General features: G+C 39.7%; 16 protein-coding genes and 4 tRNA genes. 1 reads left to right on the forward strand and 19 read right to left on the reverse strand.

Annotated elements, in window-relative coordinates:
- From HL290_RS17110 to HL290_RS17200, 19 genes are all read right to left on the reverse strand, one after another.
- The coding region (locus HL290_RS17110) for a GTP-binding protein (RefSeq protein WP_227545342.1) at positions 1 to 139 on the reverse strand (139 nt) is incomplete at its 3' end.
- 146 nt (positions 140 to 285) lie between these two features.
- A tRNA-Thr gene (locus tag HL290_RS17115) sits at positions 286 to 360 on the reverse strand.
- Between the two features lie 13 nt (positions 361 to 373).
- Positions 374 to 449: transfer RNA gene (locus tag HL290_RS17120), tRNA-Gly, on the reverse strand.
- Positions 450 to 486: 37 nt separating this feature from the next.
- Positions 487 to 570, reverse strand: a tRNA-Tyr gene (locus tag HL290_RS17125).
- Between the two features lie 53 nt (positions 571 to 623).
- Positions 624 to 699, reverse strand: a tRNA-Thr gene (locus tag HL290_RS17130).
- Between the two features lie 98 nt (positions 700 to 797).
- On the reverse strand, positions 798 to 2,291 hold the full coding sequence (gene trpE / locus HL290_RS17135; protein ID WP_198497089.1) for an anthranilate synthase component I: 1,494 nt from the start codon (positions 2,289 to 2,291) through the stop codon (positions 798 to 800).
- A 109-nt stretch (positions 2,292 to 2,400) separates the two neighbouring features.
- Positions 2,401 to 3,069 (reverse strand): phosphoglycolate phosphatase, encoded by a 669-nt coding sequence (locus tag HL290_RS17140; RefSeq protein WP_198497090.1) that lies wholly within the window; start codon positions 3,067 to 3,069, stop codon positions 2,401 to 2,403.
- Positions 3,070 to 3,134: 65 nt separating this feature from the next.
- Positions 3,135 to 3,764 carry an FHA domain-containing protein gene (locus tag HL290_RS17145; RefSeq protein ID WP_198497091.1) on the reverse strand — a complete coding sequence of 210 codons (630 nt, stop codon included), beginning with the start codon at positions 3,762 to 3,764 and terminating at the stop codon, positions 3,135 to 3,137.
- A 41-nt stretch (positions 3,765 to 3,805) separates the two neighbouring features.
- Entirely contained in the window at positions 3,806 to 6,082 is a 2,277-nt protein-coding gene (gene gspD / locus HL290_RS17150) for a type II secretion system secretin GspD (protein ID WP_198497092.1), read from the reverse strand.
- A 41-nt stretch (positions 6,083 to 6,123) separates the two neighbouring features.
- Positions 6,124 to 6,960 (reverse strand): type II secretion system protein N, encoded by an 837-nt coding sequence (locus HL290_RS17155; protein ID WP_198497093.1) that lies wholly within the window; start codon positions 6,958 to 6,960, stop codon positions 6,124 to 6,126.
- Between the two features lie 2 nt (positions 6,961 to 6,962).
- Positions 6,963 to 7,706 (reverse strand): type II secretion system protein N, encoded by a 744-nt coding sequence (gene gspN / locus HL290_RS17160; RefSeq protein WP_092709578.1) that lies wholly within the window; start codon positions 7,704 to 7,706, stop codon positions 6,963 to 6,965.
- Positions 7,707 to 8,039: 333 nt separating this feature from the next.
- Positions 8,040 to 8,366: an H-NS family nucleoid-associated regulatory protein gene (locus tag HL290_RS17165; RefSeq protein ID WP_003654486.1), complete on the reverse strand. Its 327-nt coding sequence runs from the start codon at positions 8,364 to 8,366 to the stop codon at positions 8,040 to 8,042.
- Between the two features lie 194 nt (positions 8,367 to 8,560).
- Complete coding sequence (locus tag HL290_RS17170) at positions 8,561 to 9,001, reverse strand: acyl-CoA thioesterase (protein ID WP_198497094.1); 441 nt, start codon at positions 8,999 to 9,001, stop codon at positions 8,561 to 8,563.
- 7 nt (positions 9,002 to 9,008) lie between these two features.
- A complete protein-coding gene (locus tag HL290_RS17175) occupies positions 9,009 to 10,202 on the reverse strand; it encodes a heme biosynthesis protein HemY (protein ID WP_198497095.1) in 1,194 nt (397 codons plus the stop codon).
- Between the two features lie 9 nt (positions 10,203 to 10,211).
- On the reverse strand, positions 10,212 to 11,054 hold the full coding sequence (locus tag HL290_RS17180; protein ID WP_198497096.1) for a hypothetical protein: 843 nt from the start codon (positions 11,052 to 11,054) through the stop codon (positions 10,212 to 10,214).
- 8 nt (positions 11,055 to 11,062) lie between these two features.
- On the reverse strand, positions 11,063 to 11,830 hold the full coding sequence (locus HL290_RS17185) for a uroporphyrinogen-III synthase (protein ID WP_004640716.1): 768 nt from the start codon (positions 11,828 to 11,830) through the stop codon (positions 11,063 to 11,065).
- 3 nt (positions 11,831 to 11,833) lie between these two features.
- Entirely contained in the window at positions 11,834 to 12,751 is a 918-nt protein-coding gene (hemC, locus tag HL290_RS17190; protein ID WP_198497097.1) for a hydroxymethylbilane synthase, read from the reverse strand.
- Between the two features lie 101 nt (positions 12,752 to 12,852).
- The gene (locus HL290_RS17195; RefSeq protein ID WP_005045199.1) at positions 12,853 to 13,593 is read right to left on the reverse strand and encodes a LytR/AlgR family response regulator transcription factor; all 741 of its coding nucleotides are present in this window, start codon (positions 13,591 to 13,593) and stop codon (positions 12,853 to 12,855) included.
- A 60-nt stretch (positions 13,594 to 13,653) separates the two neighbouring features.
- Complete coding sequence (locus tag HL290_RS17200; protein ID WP_198497098.1) at positions 13,654 to 14,793, reverse strand: sensor histidine kinase; 1,140 nt, start codon at positions 14,791 to 14,793, stop codon at positions 13,654 to 13,656.
- On the opposite strand from HL290_RS17200, the gene argH reads away from it, so the two are divergent.
- Positions 14,784 to 16,217, forward strand: coding sequence for an argininosuccinate lyase (argH, locus tag HL290_RS17205; protein WP_017387747.1), 1,434 nt, complete (start codon positions 14,784 to 14,786; stop codon positions 16,215 to 16,217). The genes HL290_RS17200 and argH overlap by 10 nt on opposite strands.
- Position 16,218: the final 1 nt, after the last annotated feature.

Consider the following 16,218-nt stretch of genomic DNA (forward strand, 5'->3'; position numbering starts at 1 on the left):
AATCTTTCGCTTCACCGCCGTAAGTTTTTGCACAAATAGTTGCAATCGCAGCAGTTAAAGTTGTTTTACCATGGTCAACGTGACCGATTGTGCCCACGTTTACGTGTGGCTTATTACGTTCAAACTTAGCCTTAGCCATGTTTATAGTCCTCGTTTACGTCGAACACAATTCTGAGTAAGACCCAGCATCGACATATCGCCTAAAAAATCAAACACCCAATACTTGAAAAGCAGACTAATAAGCCTGCTTTTTAAATCTTTGTAGAAAATCTACTAAACTGTATCTGGAGCTCTTATCGAGATTTGAACTCGAGACCTCTCCCTTACCAAGGGAGTGCTCTACCACTGAGCTATAAGAGCGATTATCCTTCGATGGAGCGGGAGACGAGGGTCGAACTCGCGACATGCAGCTTGGAAGGCTGCCGCTCTACCAACTGAGCTACTCCCGCACGATGCTGGTATACTTAGCACTTCAATCGAAGTTAATGGTGGTGAGAGAAGGATTCGAACCTTCGAAACTTTCGTAGCGGAGTTACAGTCCGCCCCCTTTGACCGCTCGGGAATCTCACCACTTCACACTTATTTCAGTGTTATTCTTCACTTAACAACTTCACACTTTTAGATGGTGCCGGCACACGGATTCGAACTGTGGACCTACTGATTACAAGTCAGTTGCTCTACCAACTGAGCTATGCCGGCGCTTCTTAGTGTTTCGTACGTTTCGTATCGGAACGGTGTGCAGTTTAGCAAAACTTCCAAACGATGCAAGTGGTTTTTTAAAAAAAATCGCTAAAAACTCATAAAATCAATCCGTTTGACGATAATTCAACCGCTTTGATCACTGCGCGAGCTTTTATTTGTGTTTCATTCCATTCTGATTCAGGATTTGAGTCTGCAACCAGCCCTGCTCCAGCCTGCACATACACCTTTTTATCACGGATAACACACGTACGGATTGCAATCGACATGTCCATTTCACCATGCCATCCTAAATACCCCACTGCCCCGCCGAAAACGCCTCGCTTAACAGGCTCAACTTCATCAATGATTTCCATTGCACGAATTTTCGGTGCGCCAGATAAAGTACCTGCTGGAAAGGTTGCCTTAAATACATCTAAGGCATCGATATCATCACGAACTTCACCTTGCACATTTGAAACAATGTGCATGACATGCGAATAGCGCTCAATCACCATTTGATCAGTAACTTTGACCTTACCAATTTTAGAAACTCGACCAACATCATTTCGACCAAGGTCAATCAACATTAAATGCTCTGCTATTTCTTTTTCATCAGAAAGTAAATCTTTTTCTAAAGCGATGTCTTCTTCTTTAGTTTTTCCACGCGGTCTTGTACCTGCAAGTGGGCGGACTGTCGCAATACCATTTTCTAGTCGAGAAAGAATTTCTGGTGATGATCCTACAATATGGAATGGTTTGTTATCTGTAATTGTTTGACCCTGCACCAAAAACAAATATGGCGAAGGATTTAAATGACGTAAAGCACGGTAAACTTGCAAAGCCTCACCATCAAAGTCCGAAACCATACGCTGGCCCGGAACAACCTGCATAACATCGCCCGCTCTAATGTATTCTTTTACCTTCTCGATTGTTTCAAGGAACTTAGCCTTACCCGTAATTGATTCAAAATGAGGTGGTGTATGCGGCTTAGCTTGCAAACTCACTGGTGTAGCTAATAACTGCTCTAATCGATCTAACTTTTGCTGAGCATCTTCATAAGCATCTGGCTGCGTTGTATCAGCATGGACAATTAGAAATAAAGTATCTTTAAGGTTATCGAAAACAATGACTGTCTTTGATAGCATCAACCACAAGTCTGGTAAAGCAATTGGATCAGCAGCAGGTACATTCTTTAAGCGCGGCTCAATATAACGAACTGCATCATAGCCCAAATAACCAACTAGCCCGCCAGTAAAACTTGGTAATGCTGGCAAAAGCTCAGCTGGTGGCACAGTAAATTGCTTCTGAAATTCACGAATATATTGAAATGGATCTAGGCAATCTTCTTGTGTGATCGAACCATCAGCATGCTGTATAGACAAGACCCCTGCATTGCATGAAAAAACTGTCGATTCGCCTAAACCGATCATGGAATAGCGCGCCCAGTTTTCACCACCTTCAACCGACTCAAATAAATAAGCTTGTTTTTGGTCCTTAAAACGAGCAAAAACTGATAAAGGTGTTTCCGTGTCTGCTAAACGCTGGCGATAAACAGGAATCGTGTTGTAACCTGATGCCTTAAGTTGTTCAAATTGCGCTAATGTAGTCATGAATTTTTCTCTAATATGGTTTCGATTTAAAACGGTGTTTTTCTAGTTTCGATTTAGACACGCCATCGAAAAACCATACGCTTATTCATGCTGATCTCCATTTCACTCATTAGATAATTAACTCAGCCAAACTATCAACCACTTGCTGAGGTTGGCAATCATAGATATTTTCTCCATGATTATAGCCATAGCTAACCACAATACAATCAATTCCCGCGCGCCGTGCAGCCTCAATATCATTACTTGAATCGCCAATCATTAGCGCGTGCGAAGCAGATATCTTTAAACTTTGCATACAATGCAGCAAAGGCAATGGATGTGGTTTTCTCTCTGGCAAACTATCTCCTCCAAGTACAACTTGAAAATAAGAAGAAAGTTCCAATGAATCAAGTAACCCTTGAGCAAGTTGCACAGGCTTATTGGTAACACATGCCATATGTATATTCAAAGTTTTACAATGCTTTAAAAACTCAGTTACTCCAGGATAAATTTGAGTATTTACACAAAGCTCTGCACCATATACATCCACAAATTTTTGTAATAAAACTTTATGTTGTTCGGTATCTAATTTTCCAAATATATGAAGCAAAACACTTTCACAAAGTTTTGAAGCTCCTTTACCCACCCATTCTCGTATTTGTGCTTCAGTTACCAATGGCCAACTTAGCGCTTGTAAACTTAAATTCATGGATCGATATAAATCAGCTGCAGAGTCAACTAACGTTCCATCTAGGTCAAATAAAATTAAATCGCGCTTATTTAGTTGTGCAACAGACATCTTCTTATACTCAAAATTAAAAAGGCATGCGTTTAGCATGCCTTGATTGTAAAAGCACCAACAAATTATTTAAAGAACAACCATGCCAATAAAGCTAAGATTACTAAAATAATAATAGTGATCAAACCAACTGAGGCATTCTTCTGTTGCTCTTTTTCTTCAGCAACACGAGAAACAGGCTCATCAAAGGCAACAGGTGTCTGTTGTGGTTGTACATTAACATCTATCCCTTCTGGGATCGGGGCAGGTTTTGGAATAGAGATATTCTGCGGCATACCATCGCGACTAACTTCTATTTCAGCAGCACGCTCTGTAAGACTTGGCATCCCTTGATCGCTTAAATCTTGAGATGGGACCGTATTTACAGGTTCTGCTTCAATTTCAGGCAAATCCTCTATTTCATGCACAGGCGCTAATACAGAAAATTTAAAGCTCGCAAATTGAACAATATCACCATCATGCAGCTGTTTTTCTTGCTCAATACGAATATCGTTTATGAATGTGCCATTCGATGAATTAAGGTCTTGCACCCATAGCAATTGATCTTTTAAAAGCAATGCAGCATGGCGGCGTGAAATTTCAGCAGCTTGTAACAACACATCAGCATCTTGATGGCGCCCTACCAACATATCACGATCAATACTAATTTCTTGGCCAGTAATTTCGCCAGTAATTGCTTGTAATTTCCAAGTCATGCGTATGTCCTATTTCACTTTTTATCAATCATAACATGCTACTACGGCGCTGTGCTTGGACGCAGTGTCGTTGTTGTTACTGTATTTTTAGTACGATTAATTTCAGGCTCAGGTAACTGTAAAGTTTGCTTTCGAACCGCAGGTTCTACCGCTACGGGTGTGGTTACTGTCGAGCTTTTTCCACCCGAAGGAACCTGTTGATAATTTTGTGGCTGAGAGGTAACACTTGGCAGTGTCATCTTTTGATTATAGACATCATCGACCTGCTCAGGCAGTTTGGCAAAATTACCATTTTGATCCATCGCCAATTGTAAGCTGTAAAGCTGATTATAGCGCTGCTGAGACAAACGACGCACATCATTCGCATCACCCACAATTGTTGGATGAATAAAGACAAGAAGATTACGCTTCGTATTACTTCTGCTATCTGATCGGAATAACCTACCTAGGTATGGAATACTGCTTAACCCAGGAATACCTTGACGACTAAGTTCAACATCATCAGACACCAAACCACCTAAAACAACTGTTTGTCCATGCTCGGCCAATACAGCAGTTTTAATAGCGCGTTTATTAGTAATTAAATCGGCTGCCTGACCTTTACTGGTCTGAACATTCGAAACTTCTTGCTCAACTTCAAGACGAACCGTACCACCTTCACCGATATGTGGAACAACTTTTAATGTCACCCCGACATCTTTTCGTTCAACAGTTGTGTATGGATTGATACCTGTACTATTCGTAGTGACCGACCCTGTTACAAATGGAACGTTCTGACCTACAACAATATAAGCCTCTTCATTATCCATAGTCACAATGGATGGCGTCGAAAGTAAATTTGATTTGGTGTTAGCTTTGAGGGCTTGAATTAATGCACCATAAGCCTTACGGGAATTCTCAAAATTACCTACAGCAAAAGTTGCACCATTACCTTTATTGGCACCACCAGCAATAGCGGATGCCGCTCCAGCCGAACCACCAGATAAATAACCAGCAGCAATAGAAGATAAACTTGCACCCACATTACTGAAGCTAAGCAAGCCTATTCCACTAGATAGATCACCTAGCGCCCATTGAATTCCGAGTTGATCTGCATCATCTCCTGAAACTTCAATAATGGCAGCTTCAATTAACACTTGCTGACGGCGAACATCGAGTTGCTGGATAGCAGATTCAATTTCACGCATTAATTGTGGATCAGCCTTAACCACTAACGAGTTTTGAGCATTATCCGCGATAATGCTCACACCATTTTGGCTAAAGCTAGAGATACTGTTCTGATTGTTGTTATTTGAATTACCATTTAGGTTAATAGATGGAGTAGAAATTGAGTTACCGTTTGAACCAGATGTATTTGAGCTGGAATTCTGGTTATTACCCATCAAATTATTAATCGGATTCGATGAGTTAGAAGAATTATTATTACTATTTGACGAAGAAACCGCCTGCCCTGTTACGAGACCTTGTAAAATCTCTGATAAATTTTTTGCACTTGCATATTTCAGTCGGAAAACTTTTAAGCCGCCTAAACGGTCTGCCGAAGGCACATCCAGCATCTCAATCATGTGGCGAATGCGCTTACGTGTTTCAGGATCACCCTTTACCAAAATACGATTCGTTCGGTTGTCTGCAATAATACGAATACGTGCACCACTAAAATCTTTCGATGCGCCCGTTGCACTCATTGCCTCAAGTTGAGTAATGATTTCTTCTGCCTGACTCGATTGCAAGCTAATAGCTTCAATATCATTTTGCCCCGTACCATCTAGATTACGAATGATATTTTCAAGTTGGTAGATATTCACAGCTCGGTCCGAAACAATCAGCGCATTAGTGCCTGCTATCGCAGCCATATGTGCAAATTGAGGCATTAAAGGGCGAAGTGCTGGAATTAAGTCATTTGGATTCGTATTTTCAAGCCAAATCACTCGAGTGACGATTTGATCACCACGCAGCCTATTTCTAGAATCGTAAGGAATTCCCGAATTTTTAACATTGCTATCTGGCACAAGTTTGATGGTGTTCCCAGAAGGAATTGCTACCACCCCATTTACATTTAAGACCCCAAGAAACAGATCATAAACTTCATCTTTATTGAGGGGTTTATTCGATATTACTGTGACATTGCCACGCACTCGCGGATCTACTGCAAAGTTTTTTCCCGTGATATCTGCAACTTCATTAATAAATGCAGTTAAGTCAGCATCACGTAAATTGATCTTCCATGTCTGGGCATAGACGCTGCTGCTCACTGTCGCAATCAATGGGGCTGCTGCAAGTAATGCCCAAAGTGGACGTTGATGATTCAATAAAGCCATAACTTGCGATAATTCCTAACTCTTATGGTGACGTGTTATCACTAAAAATTTTGTTGTATGGTCATCACTTGATCACCACGTTTTATTTCTATTTTCACTTGCCCAGCTCGACGAGCTTGTTCAAGTAACTGCACATCCGTTTGTCCTTGCCCAACCGTTTGACCATTTAAAGAAACAATCCGGTCACCCGGCCTTAAACCTAACTTATTTCGAAGTGCAGTGGGTGTACGTTCTGTAACTTCAAAACCTTCACTTGAGTTACCGCTTACACCCATATCACGTAGATATTGTTCACGGTTCCCTTGCATTTGCTGAATAGCCTGTCCCAGCGCTTCTTGAGTCGTATTAACAGGTGCCGATGGTTGAGACGCTGTAGCAGTTGGTTGTGAGGCATCTGGCGTCATGGGCTGATATAAACCGTTTGGCAAACCTTTGAACTGAAGTTCACGAGTACTGCCATTACCTTGACGCAATATAACGTGATCCCAATAAACTTCTGCCAACTGATAAGATGTAGAGCCTATTGTTTCCCCCACCCGATATCGGTCAGCAGTATTATCAAGCTTAATCACCGCTGAGGAAAAACGGTTCGGATAGCCCACCATCACACCCTGCAATTCTAGGTTGACATTTTCCTGAGCTGCATTGGCTGAAGGTTCATTAAAAATCGAAAAAGTACTAATGTTAGGAATTTGCGGCTGCTGTGATCCCAACTCTACCCGATCGAATTGCATCATTTGAGGAGGGGCAATGACCCACCAAAATAATGAAGCTAATTTCCAACACAGCCATAAAATTAAAAAGGCAAATACGACAACACTTAACCGATCTAATTTTTGCCATTGTAGTTGCTGTAATTTTTCAATCCATACTTTCATTATTAGTTACCCCCTTGTATTAAGGGTTGACGAGAACTAATGACAAAAGTATCTAAACCAGCTTTTCCATCATATGACGGAATATTCAGTAATAATCTTTGTGTAAGCTGCACATCAAGCATCATATTGGCATCTAATAGAAGATTTGCCATTTTTTGACTGCGTTGATCACGTATATCAATCTGTAATTGGCCATTTTGATCCGTTAATTGCCCATTTAAAGAAGGCATATTCATCCGGTCTTGACGGTCACCAATATTATAAATTAAAGCACCACCACCCCAATGCAATTGACCATCAACTGCAGCGAAACCTTGCTCTTTTTTATAATTAAAATCAATATCTTTTAACTGGATACTGTTCACAGGCCATTGCCAGTTCACAATTTGTTTTAATGTTTCAGGCGCAATTTGACCATTCATTGCTCTAACAAGTACTTTTTTACCAACACCATAGGCCATTACCCCAGATAATTGGGTATTTCCACTATGGATATCCACATCAGCCGCGAACCTTAATAAAAACAGGTCAAGAGGTCTAGTTTTCCAATGAATCGAGCCTCTCAAAGTACCGCGCCGCCAATCTGCTTGGCCCTGCCAGATATTTCCACTTACATTGTGTAGAGTTTGATTATTCTTTGAAAATTTAGAAATAAGCCACGTCGCTGGGATCTGTAAAATAATAAAAATTAAAAATGCAATGAGGGCAAATAACCACCACTTCCACTGCTTAGACTTTTTCTTCATTCAGCCTTACCAACATGCAAATTATCGTCCTTATTTTGAGAGTAGCTCCCTAGTCTGACATTATGCATACTTTTTCAACATCGCCAATTCACTTCATATAAAAAAACCAAGCAATCAGGCTTGGCTTCTGTATTAAGACTATAAGTTGAACGTATGACAAAATCATGAAAACTGGCTAATCAACTTACTAAATGTACATTTGATCTCAACAATCTATTTAAAGATGAATTTAAACACTCAAATTCTTAAATAATATTTATAGCAAAATTTTAAATATTTTCACGCATAAAAAAGCCAGGCAAATTTGCCTGGCTTTTTAGATCAGCAATACGATTAGATTAAGAAATCTTCAAGTTTTGCGCCTTTTTCAATTTCAGCAACTAACCAGCGTGGTTGTTTACCACGGCCAGTCCAAGTCTCTTCAGAATTGTTTTTGTTACGGTAACGCGGTTCAACAGATTTACGTGTTGTTTTCTTACGTTTTTGAGCACCAAACTCAAGAAGTTGTTCAACACTAAAACCTACATTTTCAGCGATCTCGATAATTTGATTATAAGCATCTTCGATTGCTTGATCTTTTTTACTTACAATTAAAGCTTCAGCTTCTTCTTGTAAACGTTTTAACTCTTCAACAGATAATTCACTGATATCCGGTTTCATTAATAAACACTCCAGTCTTACAGACAATTCAAAATAATACAGACAAAATTTAAAAACATAAAATCAAGACCAATATTATTTATAATCTATTCAATAAGCAATAGTTTGAAAGCCGTGTTCATCAGAATAATCAAAAAAATTACCTTTTAATTACATTATCAATTATAAATGACATATATTTTATTAATATTTATTTAAGATAAATGTATTAAGTCATGTCCAACAGTTTTTTCTAGCTCAATAATTTTTTGTTTTATATCTTGAGGTATTTCACATTTTCGTTCTGTTAATTTATCTACGCATACCATAACAGCTTCACCCGTAGCTACGATTTGTTGTTGTGTTTCGCTCCATAATATATAAGCCATACGGAATGCACTATTACGGAGCTCCTCCACGCGAACACCAACTTTCAATACATCGGGATAAAAAACGGGCTTTAAGTATTTGCATTGGCTTGAAGCGACAACGGTATATAATTGTGGGGTTAATATATTTATCGCTTCCATATATAAAATACGTGAGCTTTCAATATATCGATAATATTGTACATTATTGACATGACCAAAAGCGTCCATATCTCCCCACGCTACTTTCTGTTCATATATTATCGGGTAGACAGACAGTTCTTTCATTTTTACCTCATATTTTAAATTTTAAAAAATTCGCATCATTTTCAAAGATTAGGTTTAACTGATTGATTAACACTTCATCTTCTTTAAGGGTAGACTTAATACGCAAATAGCTCATTAAAATATTATCTGGATATAATGTTAATAATGTTTCAGCCTCTGCTTGACGTCCAGTTGCCATATAGACATGCCATTTTGCAAAAGTTAAAACTGGCAAATTCATATATTGATTTTCAAGCTCAATAATTTTTTCTTCGACATCAGCATAGTCTGGAACCTGTTTAAGCAATTGTTGCTGAAACCACAGGTAAAACACTTCTGGATCAAACTGCTCTTTTAATAAGTGTAGTGTTAAGGCTGCATGCTGCATGCTCATATCAGGCATACGTGCTAATAGTTTGAGCCATAACAACTTACTGCTATAAGGTCGAGTTTGGATCTCAGACTCCAAATCCAGATAACGTTGTTGCAAGGCATGCAGGTCATCAATAGAAGCCTGATCAAATTGCTGAAGAAGTTGCTGCAACCATAAATCACGGTGTTCAGCATCTAATAATCCATACTTCATTGACCGTAAATATACCCATGGATGTTGCAGCGCTAATTGCCCCCATAACGCAGTTAATCTTTGCTGGTAGGCTGTTTCTATTTCCTCAAGCCAAGGCGATAACTGATGCTGGTATAAAAACTCAAGATGGGTTAATGCCCGGTCAGCTTCGTTTTCAGCTAAGAAGATTTCGATTCGCTCTAACTCAGCCAATTCAAATGCCATGGGTGGTGATTGATCTAAAGCAGCCAATGCTTTTGGATAGTCTCCGCTTAAAACCAGAAACTTGGCATCAATAATATTTTTTAAAAGTCCTGATTGAGTAAAAACACGTTCAATAAATACACGTTGGTCTTCGGCAGCCTCTAATAACCAGACAATACCTAATTGTTCATAGGGATGAAGGTTTTTAAACTGGAAAATGTTTTCACTTTTTCTTTGCTCACGAGAGGAATAACGCTTAATCCAAAGCCATACGAGTTGTGCAATAAAACTCACTACCACAAAAGCAAGGGTTAATCCCCAGACATTTGTTTGCAACTGCAATTGTCGCCAGTAGATATAGACATACCCCATTCCATAGCCATAACTAAGTAAAGCTAAAGCTGCAAAGAGTATTAAGCTAATTACGAAATAAACCGACAGGAGGTGTTTCATATCTCCTCCTTATGAGCCAATTAGACCAAGTGTAGATAATTTAGGAACAGGCACTACCGATAAATGTGCCACTTTAGCAATACGTTTTTTTAACTGCTGACTCGTTGCATCAGGCATTTCATCTAGCTTTTGCATCACAGACTGCAACTCGTTTTGGTACTCTGTCATTTTCCCTTCATTGAGTGCCTGTTCAGCAATCAATAATCTTAATTGCACTTCTTTGAGCACTACACTTCGATTCATTAAATTAATAGACGGCGTTTCTACTTTTTCTATACGGAACCATTTCTTCCACCAAGACACAGACTCGGATTGATCCATCTCAAGTTTAGGCTGAGCTAAGGCTTGCTGAATATTTTTATCAATCGTCTGTAATAAATCGTCAATCAATTGATGGCGTTGATTTTGGGCCAAACTGAATTGTTGAACTGCCTGTTTATCCTGCTCCAGCGATTGGTTCAAGCTATGTTGCAATGCAGGGGCAATTTCATAGTGTAGAAGAGATTGCTGTAACTGGTTTAATTGATCAACTGCGTAAATCAATTGTTGCTGATCAATTGCAAATTGAATTAAATCTAACTTTTGTTTAATTAAAACTGTAGGGGCAATACCCATCGGCGGGACTTCTAAATGGCCGGCCGGACTCAGTTTATTCCCTGTATTTACAGGTTGATTCTGTAATTGTCGTTGTAAAGCAACCAATTGATCATTTAGATTGGCATAGTGCTGTTCTGATTGAAGCAAACTTTGCTTAAGCTCGGGAACAGTACGAGAAATTTGCCACATATCGTAACTGAGCTTAGCCAACCAAGCCATGCCCAGTAAAATGATGATAGAAACAAGTTTTCTCATACGAATCCTTATAATGCCTGAATGTGATGAATCATCCCCGAAGGCGATAAATTTTCAAGTTGAATAATGTGAAAATGAGCCTGTTGCTGATCGCGATATTCTTTAACAATTTGAAAAAGACGTGGCCCTAAAACCAAATATACACAATCAGGTTGTACATTATTTTTTGAACAGAGCTCTAACCAATACTTCCAGCTCGCCTCACTCGTAATTAAGACCAGCCATTTGTTTAAATTATAATTTGAATTCTGTGTCAGATGTTTGAATGTGGAATATGAGGCTTCTGGACACTGCCGATGATATAAAACGAAATTTAAAATCTGAATTCCTTGTTGTTGCAAGGTCTCCATCATAAATTGACGGCCACCTTCTCCTCGCCAAAAAGCGACGCTACCAGCTTGCTTCATATTATGGAGAATAGGTAGATTTAACATCCCCTCAGAGGTTTCAACATCTGGAATATGTGCTTCTATTCCATATCCATTTAGACAATTGGCCGTTGACTGCCCAACAGCAATCCACTGAATATGTTTTAAATCACTGAGCTTTAAACCGCTTTGCAGTAAATACTTCATCCCCACATCAACAGCGGTTGGACTCACTACAACTATAGCTTGTGCTTTAACTAATTGTTGGTAAAGCTGAAGTAAATGTTCGGAAAAGGGTTTAGCAACGAGTTCTAAAAGAGGTAAAGACTCAACCTGATAACCTTCATTTTGCAAAACTTCTGTTAATTCTGCAGCCCGAGAATCAGGTCGAGTATTAATAAACAACATAGCTTAGTAGAGAGCCTTTAATAGCTCACCAGCACCTTGATCAAGTAAGTTTCGAGCAAGGTTTTCACCCAATTGCTGAGCATTGCTGGCTTCATCTGTCAGTTCAGCACGTAATAATGTTTGACCATCGGCACTTCCGACACGACCTTCAATATGGATTTGTCCATTTTGTAGTGTGGCATAACCTGCAATTGGGACCTGACAACCGCCTTCAAGATAAGCATTAAAGGCACGCTCAGCACGCACACAAACATCTGTTTCTTGGTGTAATAAAGGTTGAATTAAAGCTAATACTTCGCTGTCAGCTGCACGGCATTCCAAACCCAATGCACCTTGGCCCACAGCAGGCAAACTAATGTCTGGTGTTAAACAATGACGAATACGTTCTGACAATCCTAAACGCTTCAAACCAGCACTGGCCAAAATAATCGCGTCGTATTGACCATCATCTAGCTTCCCTAAACGTGTTCCAACATTTCCACGCAAATCAATAATTTGCAAATCAGGGCGTTGTTTTAAAATCTGAGATTTACGACGTAAACTTGATGTACCAACTTTTGCACCTTGAGGTAGATCAGCAAATTTTTCAAATTGATTTGAAACGAAAGCATCTAATGGATCTTCACGTTCACAAATTACCGCCAAGGTTAAACCTTCTGGCAAAGCCATCGGGACATCTTTCATTGAATGTACGGCTAAATCTGCACGCCCATCTAAAAGTGCTGCTTCTAACTCTTTAACAAACAGCCCTTTCCCACCAATTTTTGCTAAAGGCGTATCTAAGATTTTATCGCCCTGCGTGACAAATTTGACCAACTCCACCGTTAAATCCGGGTGAAGCTCCTGTAATCGGGCACGAATATATTCTGCCTGCCAAAGAGCAAGTGGGCTTTGTCGTGTAGCAATTTTCAAGGTTTTCATAAATTCAAGCATGGGCTGGTCAAACAATACACCCTAAACTTAACTTGATCCCTTAAAATTGCAAGTAAAATCTCGCACGTCCAAGATAACTCTTTTTAAGTTTAGAGCTGATGAATTCGATCTCTAAGCATGGATAAATGTCGACGGCTCACCGAAAGTCGTTCATCTAAACCACGTAATCGAACCTGATATTGCCCCGAACTGACCAACTCCAATCCATCTAAATATGCAACTGCAACCAACGCATTGCGATGAATGCGAATGAATTGATCTGCAAATTCGGTTTCAAGCTCTTTTAATGTTTCATCAATTAATACACTGCCATTTTGATGACGCACCGTGACATATTTCTGATCTGCTAAAAAATAATAAATATTCTCCACAGGAATCAGCTCAACCCCCCGATAGGTTTTAGCGGCAATTTGATGTCGCTGTGTTTTTAGATCATGTAAAAAATCATGTTGTGGCAAAGCATTGAGCTGTGCTCGAGTCAGCTGCGTCAGTTGACTAAAAACTTGTTCAAGTTCTTGAGGATCGATCGGTTTAAGAAGATAAGCTTGAGCCTGAGATTTAAACGCTTCCAATGCATGTTGATCATAGGCTGTACAAAATACAATCGCAGGTCTAGGGCTCAGCTGACTTAACTGTTCTGCACAGACAAGACCATTCATACCTGGCATTTGAATATCAAGTAAAATTACATCCGGTTGATGAAGCCGCGCCTGTTCCAAGGCTTCCTGTCCATGATGAGCCGTTGATACAACTTCATGTCCCATCTTTGAAACTAAACGTGATAATCGCTCCACTGCAAGTGGTTCGTCATCACAAATCAGCACCTTCATTCATCCTCCTTGTCACCGTTAACTTGATCCATTTTTTTATGGTTAACTCTGACTAACTTATTATTTTGTTTGATATTGATAGCTCATAATGGTGGTATATAAGGTTTCACCTTTATAAACCTGAAATCTAACGGAGTTCCCATAATATGCTTTCAGGCGTTGTTTTACATTTTCAAGCGCGATTCCATGCCCTTTCCGTGAATTTATTGTATCGTCTGTATATGGGTTGGTAATGACTATACTGACCTGATTTTGCAATATTTCAACCAATACCCCGATGGTTGCCTTACCTATCATTGGTTCTACCCCATGAAAAATACTATTCTCTAACAAAGGTTGTAATGTCAATAAAGGAATGGTGATCTGTTTCAGTTGCACAGGTGAAAGTTCAATTTTCCAATCTACTTTTAAACGCTCTCCCAAACGTACCTGCTCAATCATTAAATATTGTTTACTCAGCTCGATTTCTTCATGCAGACTCACCAATTTCAATTCTTGGAAGCTTGCGCGAAATAAACGTGACAGGCTAATCAACATACCTTCTGCTTTATCTGGGTCTATCGCAATTAAGCTCACCACATTATTTAAACTATTAAATAAAAAATGGGGATGAATACGCGCCTGCATGGCCTGAATACGCGCATTTAACTCTGCAGATTGTTGATGTAGCCATTGCTCTCTCACATAGAGATAGCGCAAGCAGAAAGCCCCCAGTAATATCCCGTAGCTTAGATATAAAGGCACATTGGTAAAATAAATGCTCCAGTCCTGTGTTAAAGAAGCATGTTTATTTAAAAGACCAAACTGAAAAAAATTACTTATTAAGGTCGTCAAAACAACGATAGCTTGCAGCATGACAAAACCGATAGCTAAGGCAAATTCTTGACGTAAGCTGCTAAAAAAACCTTGAAAGCGTTCAACCAAGGCAAAAAACGACAATATTACCCAGTTAATGAAAACGATGTATTGTAAAAGGCGTCCACCGCTTAATGCTTGCCATGACTGAGCTTCAGCCAGTGCCAAAACCAGTGCCAAAATGTTACTTGCGATAATTAATTCGAATAAGTGTTGCCAACGACCGTTTTTCGTAAAAAAATAGGAGGAATTTTGATTTCGGTATGCTGTAGGAAACAACTTTGTTTGTTGAGCTTCGGCAAGTGATATACTCTTTTTTATTTTACTGAGCCACCATGACCACATCTTCAAATCCCCCTAATTCAGTAACCCCAGACCAAACCTCAGGTATGTGGGGTGGTCGTTTTTCTGAAGCGACGGATGCTTTTGTAGCCGAATTTACCGCCTCTGTTCAGTTTGACCAGCGTTTTTATAAACAAGACATCGCCGGTTCGATTGCGCATGCTACCATGCTTGCGAAAGTTGGCGTACTCACAGAAGCAGAACGCGATGACATTATTGAAGGTTTAAGCACCATTCGCTCAGAAATTGAGGCTGGAACCTTTGAATGGCGCATCGATCTTGAAGATGTTCACATGAACATTGAATCACGTTTGACTCAACGTATTGGTATTACAGGTAAAAAATTACACACTGGTCGTAGCCGTAACGACCAGGTTGCAACCGATATTCGTCTTTACCTACGTGACGAAATTGATGACATTTTAAAATTATTAGAGCGTTTACAAAAAGGCTTATTAGGCTTGGCTGCCAAAAATGTAAATACGATTATGCCTGGCTTCACCCACCTACAAACTGCACAGCCAGTGACTTTTGGTCATCACCTGTTAGCATGGTTTGAAATGTTAGTGCGTGACTCTGAGCGTCTTCAAGATTGCCGTAAGCGTGTCAACCGTCTGCCACTTGGTTCTGCCGCTCTTGCTGGCACGACATATCCAATTGACCGCGCTTACACAGCAGAATTATTAGGTTTTGAAGCTGTATGTGAAAATTCTCTTGATGCTGTATCTGACCGTGACTTTGCCATTGAGTTTAATGCAGCTGCGTCTTTAATTATGATGCACTTATCACGTATGTCAGAGGAACTGATTCTTTGGACTTCTGCACAGTTTAAATTTGTGAATATTCCTGATCGTTTCTGTACTGGTTCTTCAATCATGCCACAGAAGAAAAACCCGGATGTTCCTGAACTGATCCGTGGTAAATCAGGTCGTGTATTTGGTGACTTAATTAGCTTACTTACGCTCATGAAAGGTCAACCATTGGCGTACAACAAAGACAACCAAGAAGATAAAGAACCTTTATTTGATGCAATCGATACGGTTCGTGGTTCACTTATGGCTTTCGCAGATATGATTCCTGCATTGGTTCCAAATATTGAAATTATGCGTGAAGCTGCACTTCGTGGATTCTCGACCGCAACCGATCTTGCTGACTATTTAGTGAAAAAAGGCGTTGCTTTCCGTGATGCTCATGAAATTGTAGGTAAAGCAGTAGCCTTAGGTGTTGCAGAAGAAAAAGATTTATCTGAATTAACACTTGAGCAGTTACAACAATTCTCTGACTTAATTACAGCAGATGTGTTTGATAAAGCTCTAACACTAGAAGCTTCTGTAAATGCACGTGATCATATTGGCGGAACTTCACCAAAACAAGTTGAAGCTGCGATTGCTCGTGCCCATACACGTTTAGAACAGTTATACGCTTAAG

Origin of the sequence: Acinetobacter sp. AC1-2, from assembly GCF_016124155.1 — a bacterium.
Taxonomy (GTDB): domain Bacteria; phylum Pseudomonadota; class Gammaproteobacteria; order Pseudomonadales; family Moraxellaceae; genus Acinetobacter; species Acinetobacter calcoaceticus.

Coding starts and splice junctions, on each gene's coding strand:
- HL290_RS17170 (WP_198497094.1), bottom strand. CDS start 9,001: ATGAAAGAACTGTCTGTCTACCCGATAATATATGAACAGAAAGTAGCG.
- hemC (WP_198497097.1), bottom strand. CDS start 12,751: ATGAAAACCTTGAAAATTGCTACACGACAAAGCCCACTTGCTCTTTGG.
- HL290_RS17165 (WP_003654486.1), bottom strand. CDS start 8,366: ATGAAACCGGATATCAGTGAATTATCTGTTGAAGAGTTAAAACGTTTA.
- gspN (WP_092709578.1), bottom strand. CDS start 7,706: ATGAAGAAAAAGTCTAAGCAGTGGAAGTGGTGGTTATTTGCCCTCATT.
- gspD (WP_198497092.1), bottom strand. CDS start 6,082: ATGGCTTTATTGAATCATCAACGTCCACTTTGGGCATTACTTGCAGCA.
- HL290_RS17155 (WP_198497093.1), bottom strand. CDS start 6,960: ATGAAAGTATGGATTGAAAAATTACAGCAACTACAATGGCAAAAATTA.
- HL290_RS17195 (WP_005045199.1), bottom strand. CDS start 13,593: ATGAAGGTGCTGATTTGTGATGACGAACCACTTGCAGTGGAGCGATTA.
- HL290_RS17145 (WP_198497091.1), bottom strand. CDS start 3,764: ATGACTTGGAAATTACAAGCAATTACTGGCGAAATTACTGGCCAAGAA.
- HL290_RS17175 (WP_198497095.1), bottom strand. CDS start 10,202: ATGAAACACCTCCTGTCGGTTTATTTCGTAATTAGCTTAATACTCTTT.
- HL290_RS17180 (WP_198497096.1), bottom strand. CDS start 11,054: ATGAGAAAACTTGTTTCTATCATCATTTTACTGGGCATGGCTTGGTTG.
- HL290_RS17140 (WP_198497090.1), bottom strand. CDS start 3,069: ATGTCTGTTGCACAACTAAATAAGCGCGATTTAATTTTATTTGACCTA.
- HL290_RS17200 (WP_198497098.1), bottom strand. CDS start 14,793: ATGTGGTCATGGTGGCTCAGTAAAATAAAAAAGAGTATATCACTTGCC.
- argH (WP_017387747.1), top strand. CDS start 14,784: ATGACCACATCTTCAAATCCCCCTAATTCAGTAACCCCAGACCAAACC.
- HL290_RS17185 (WP_004640716.1), bottom strand. CDS start 11,830: ATGTTGTTTATTAATACTCGACCTGATTCTCGGGCTGCAGAATTAACA.
- trpE (WP_198497089.1), bottom strand. CDS start 2,291: ATGACTACATTAGCGCAATTTGAACAACTTAAGGCATCAGGTTACAAC.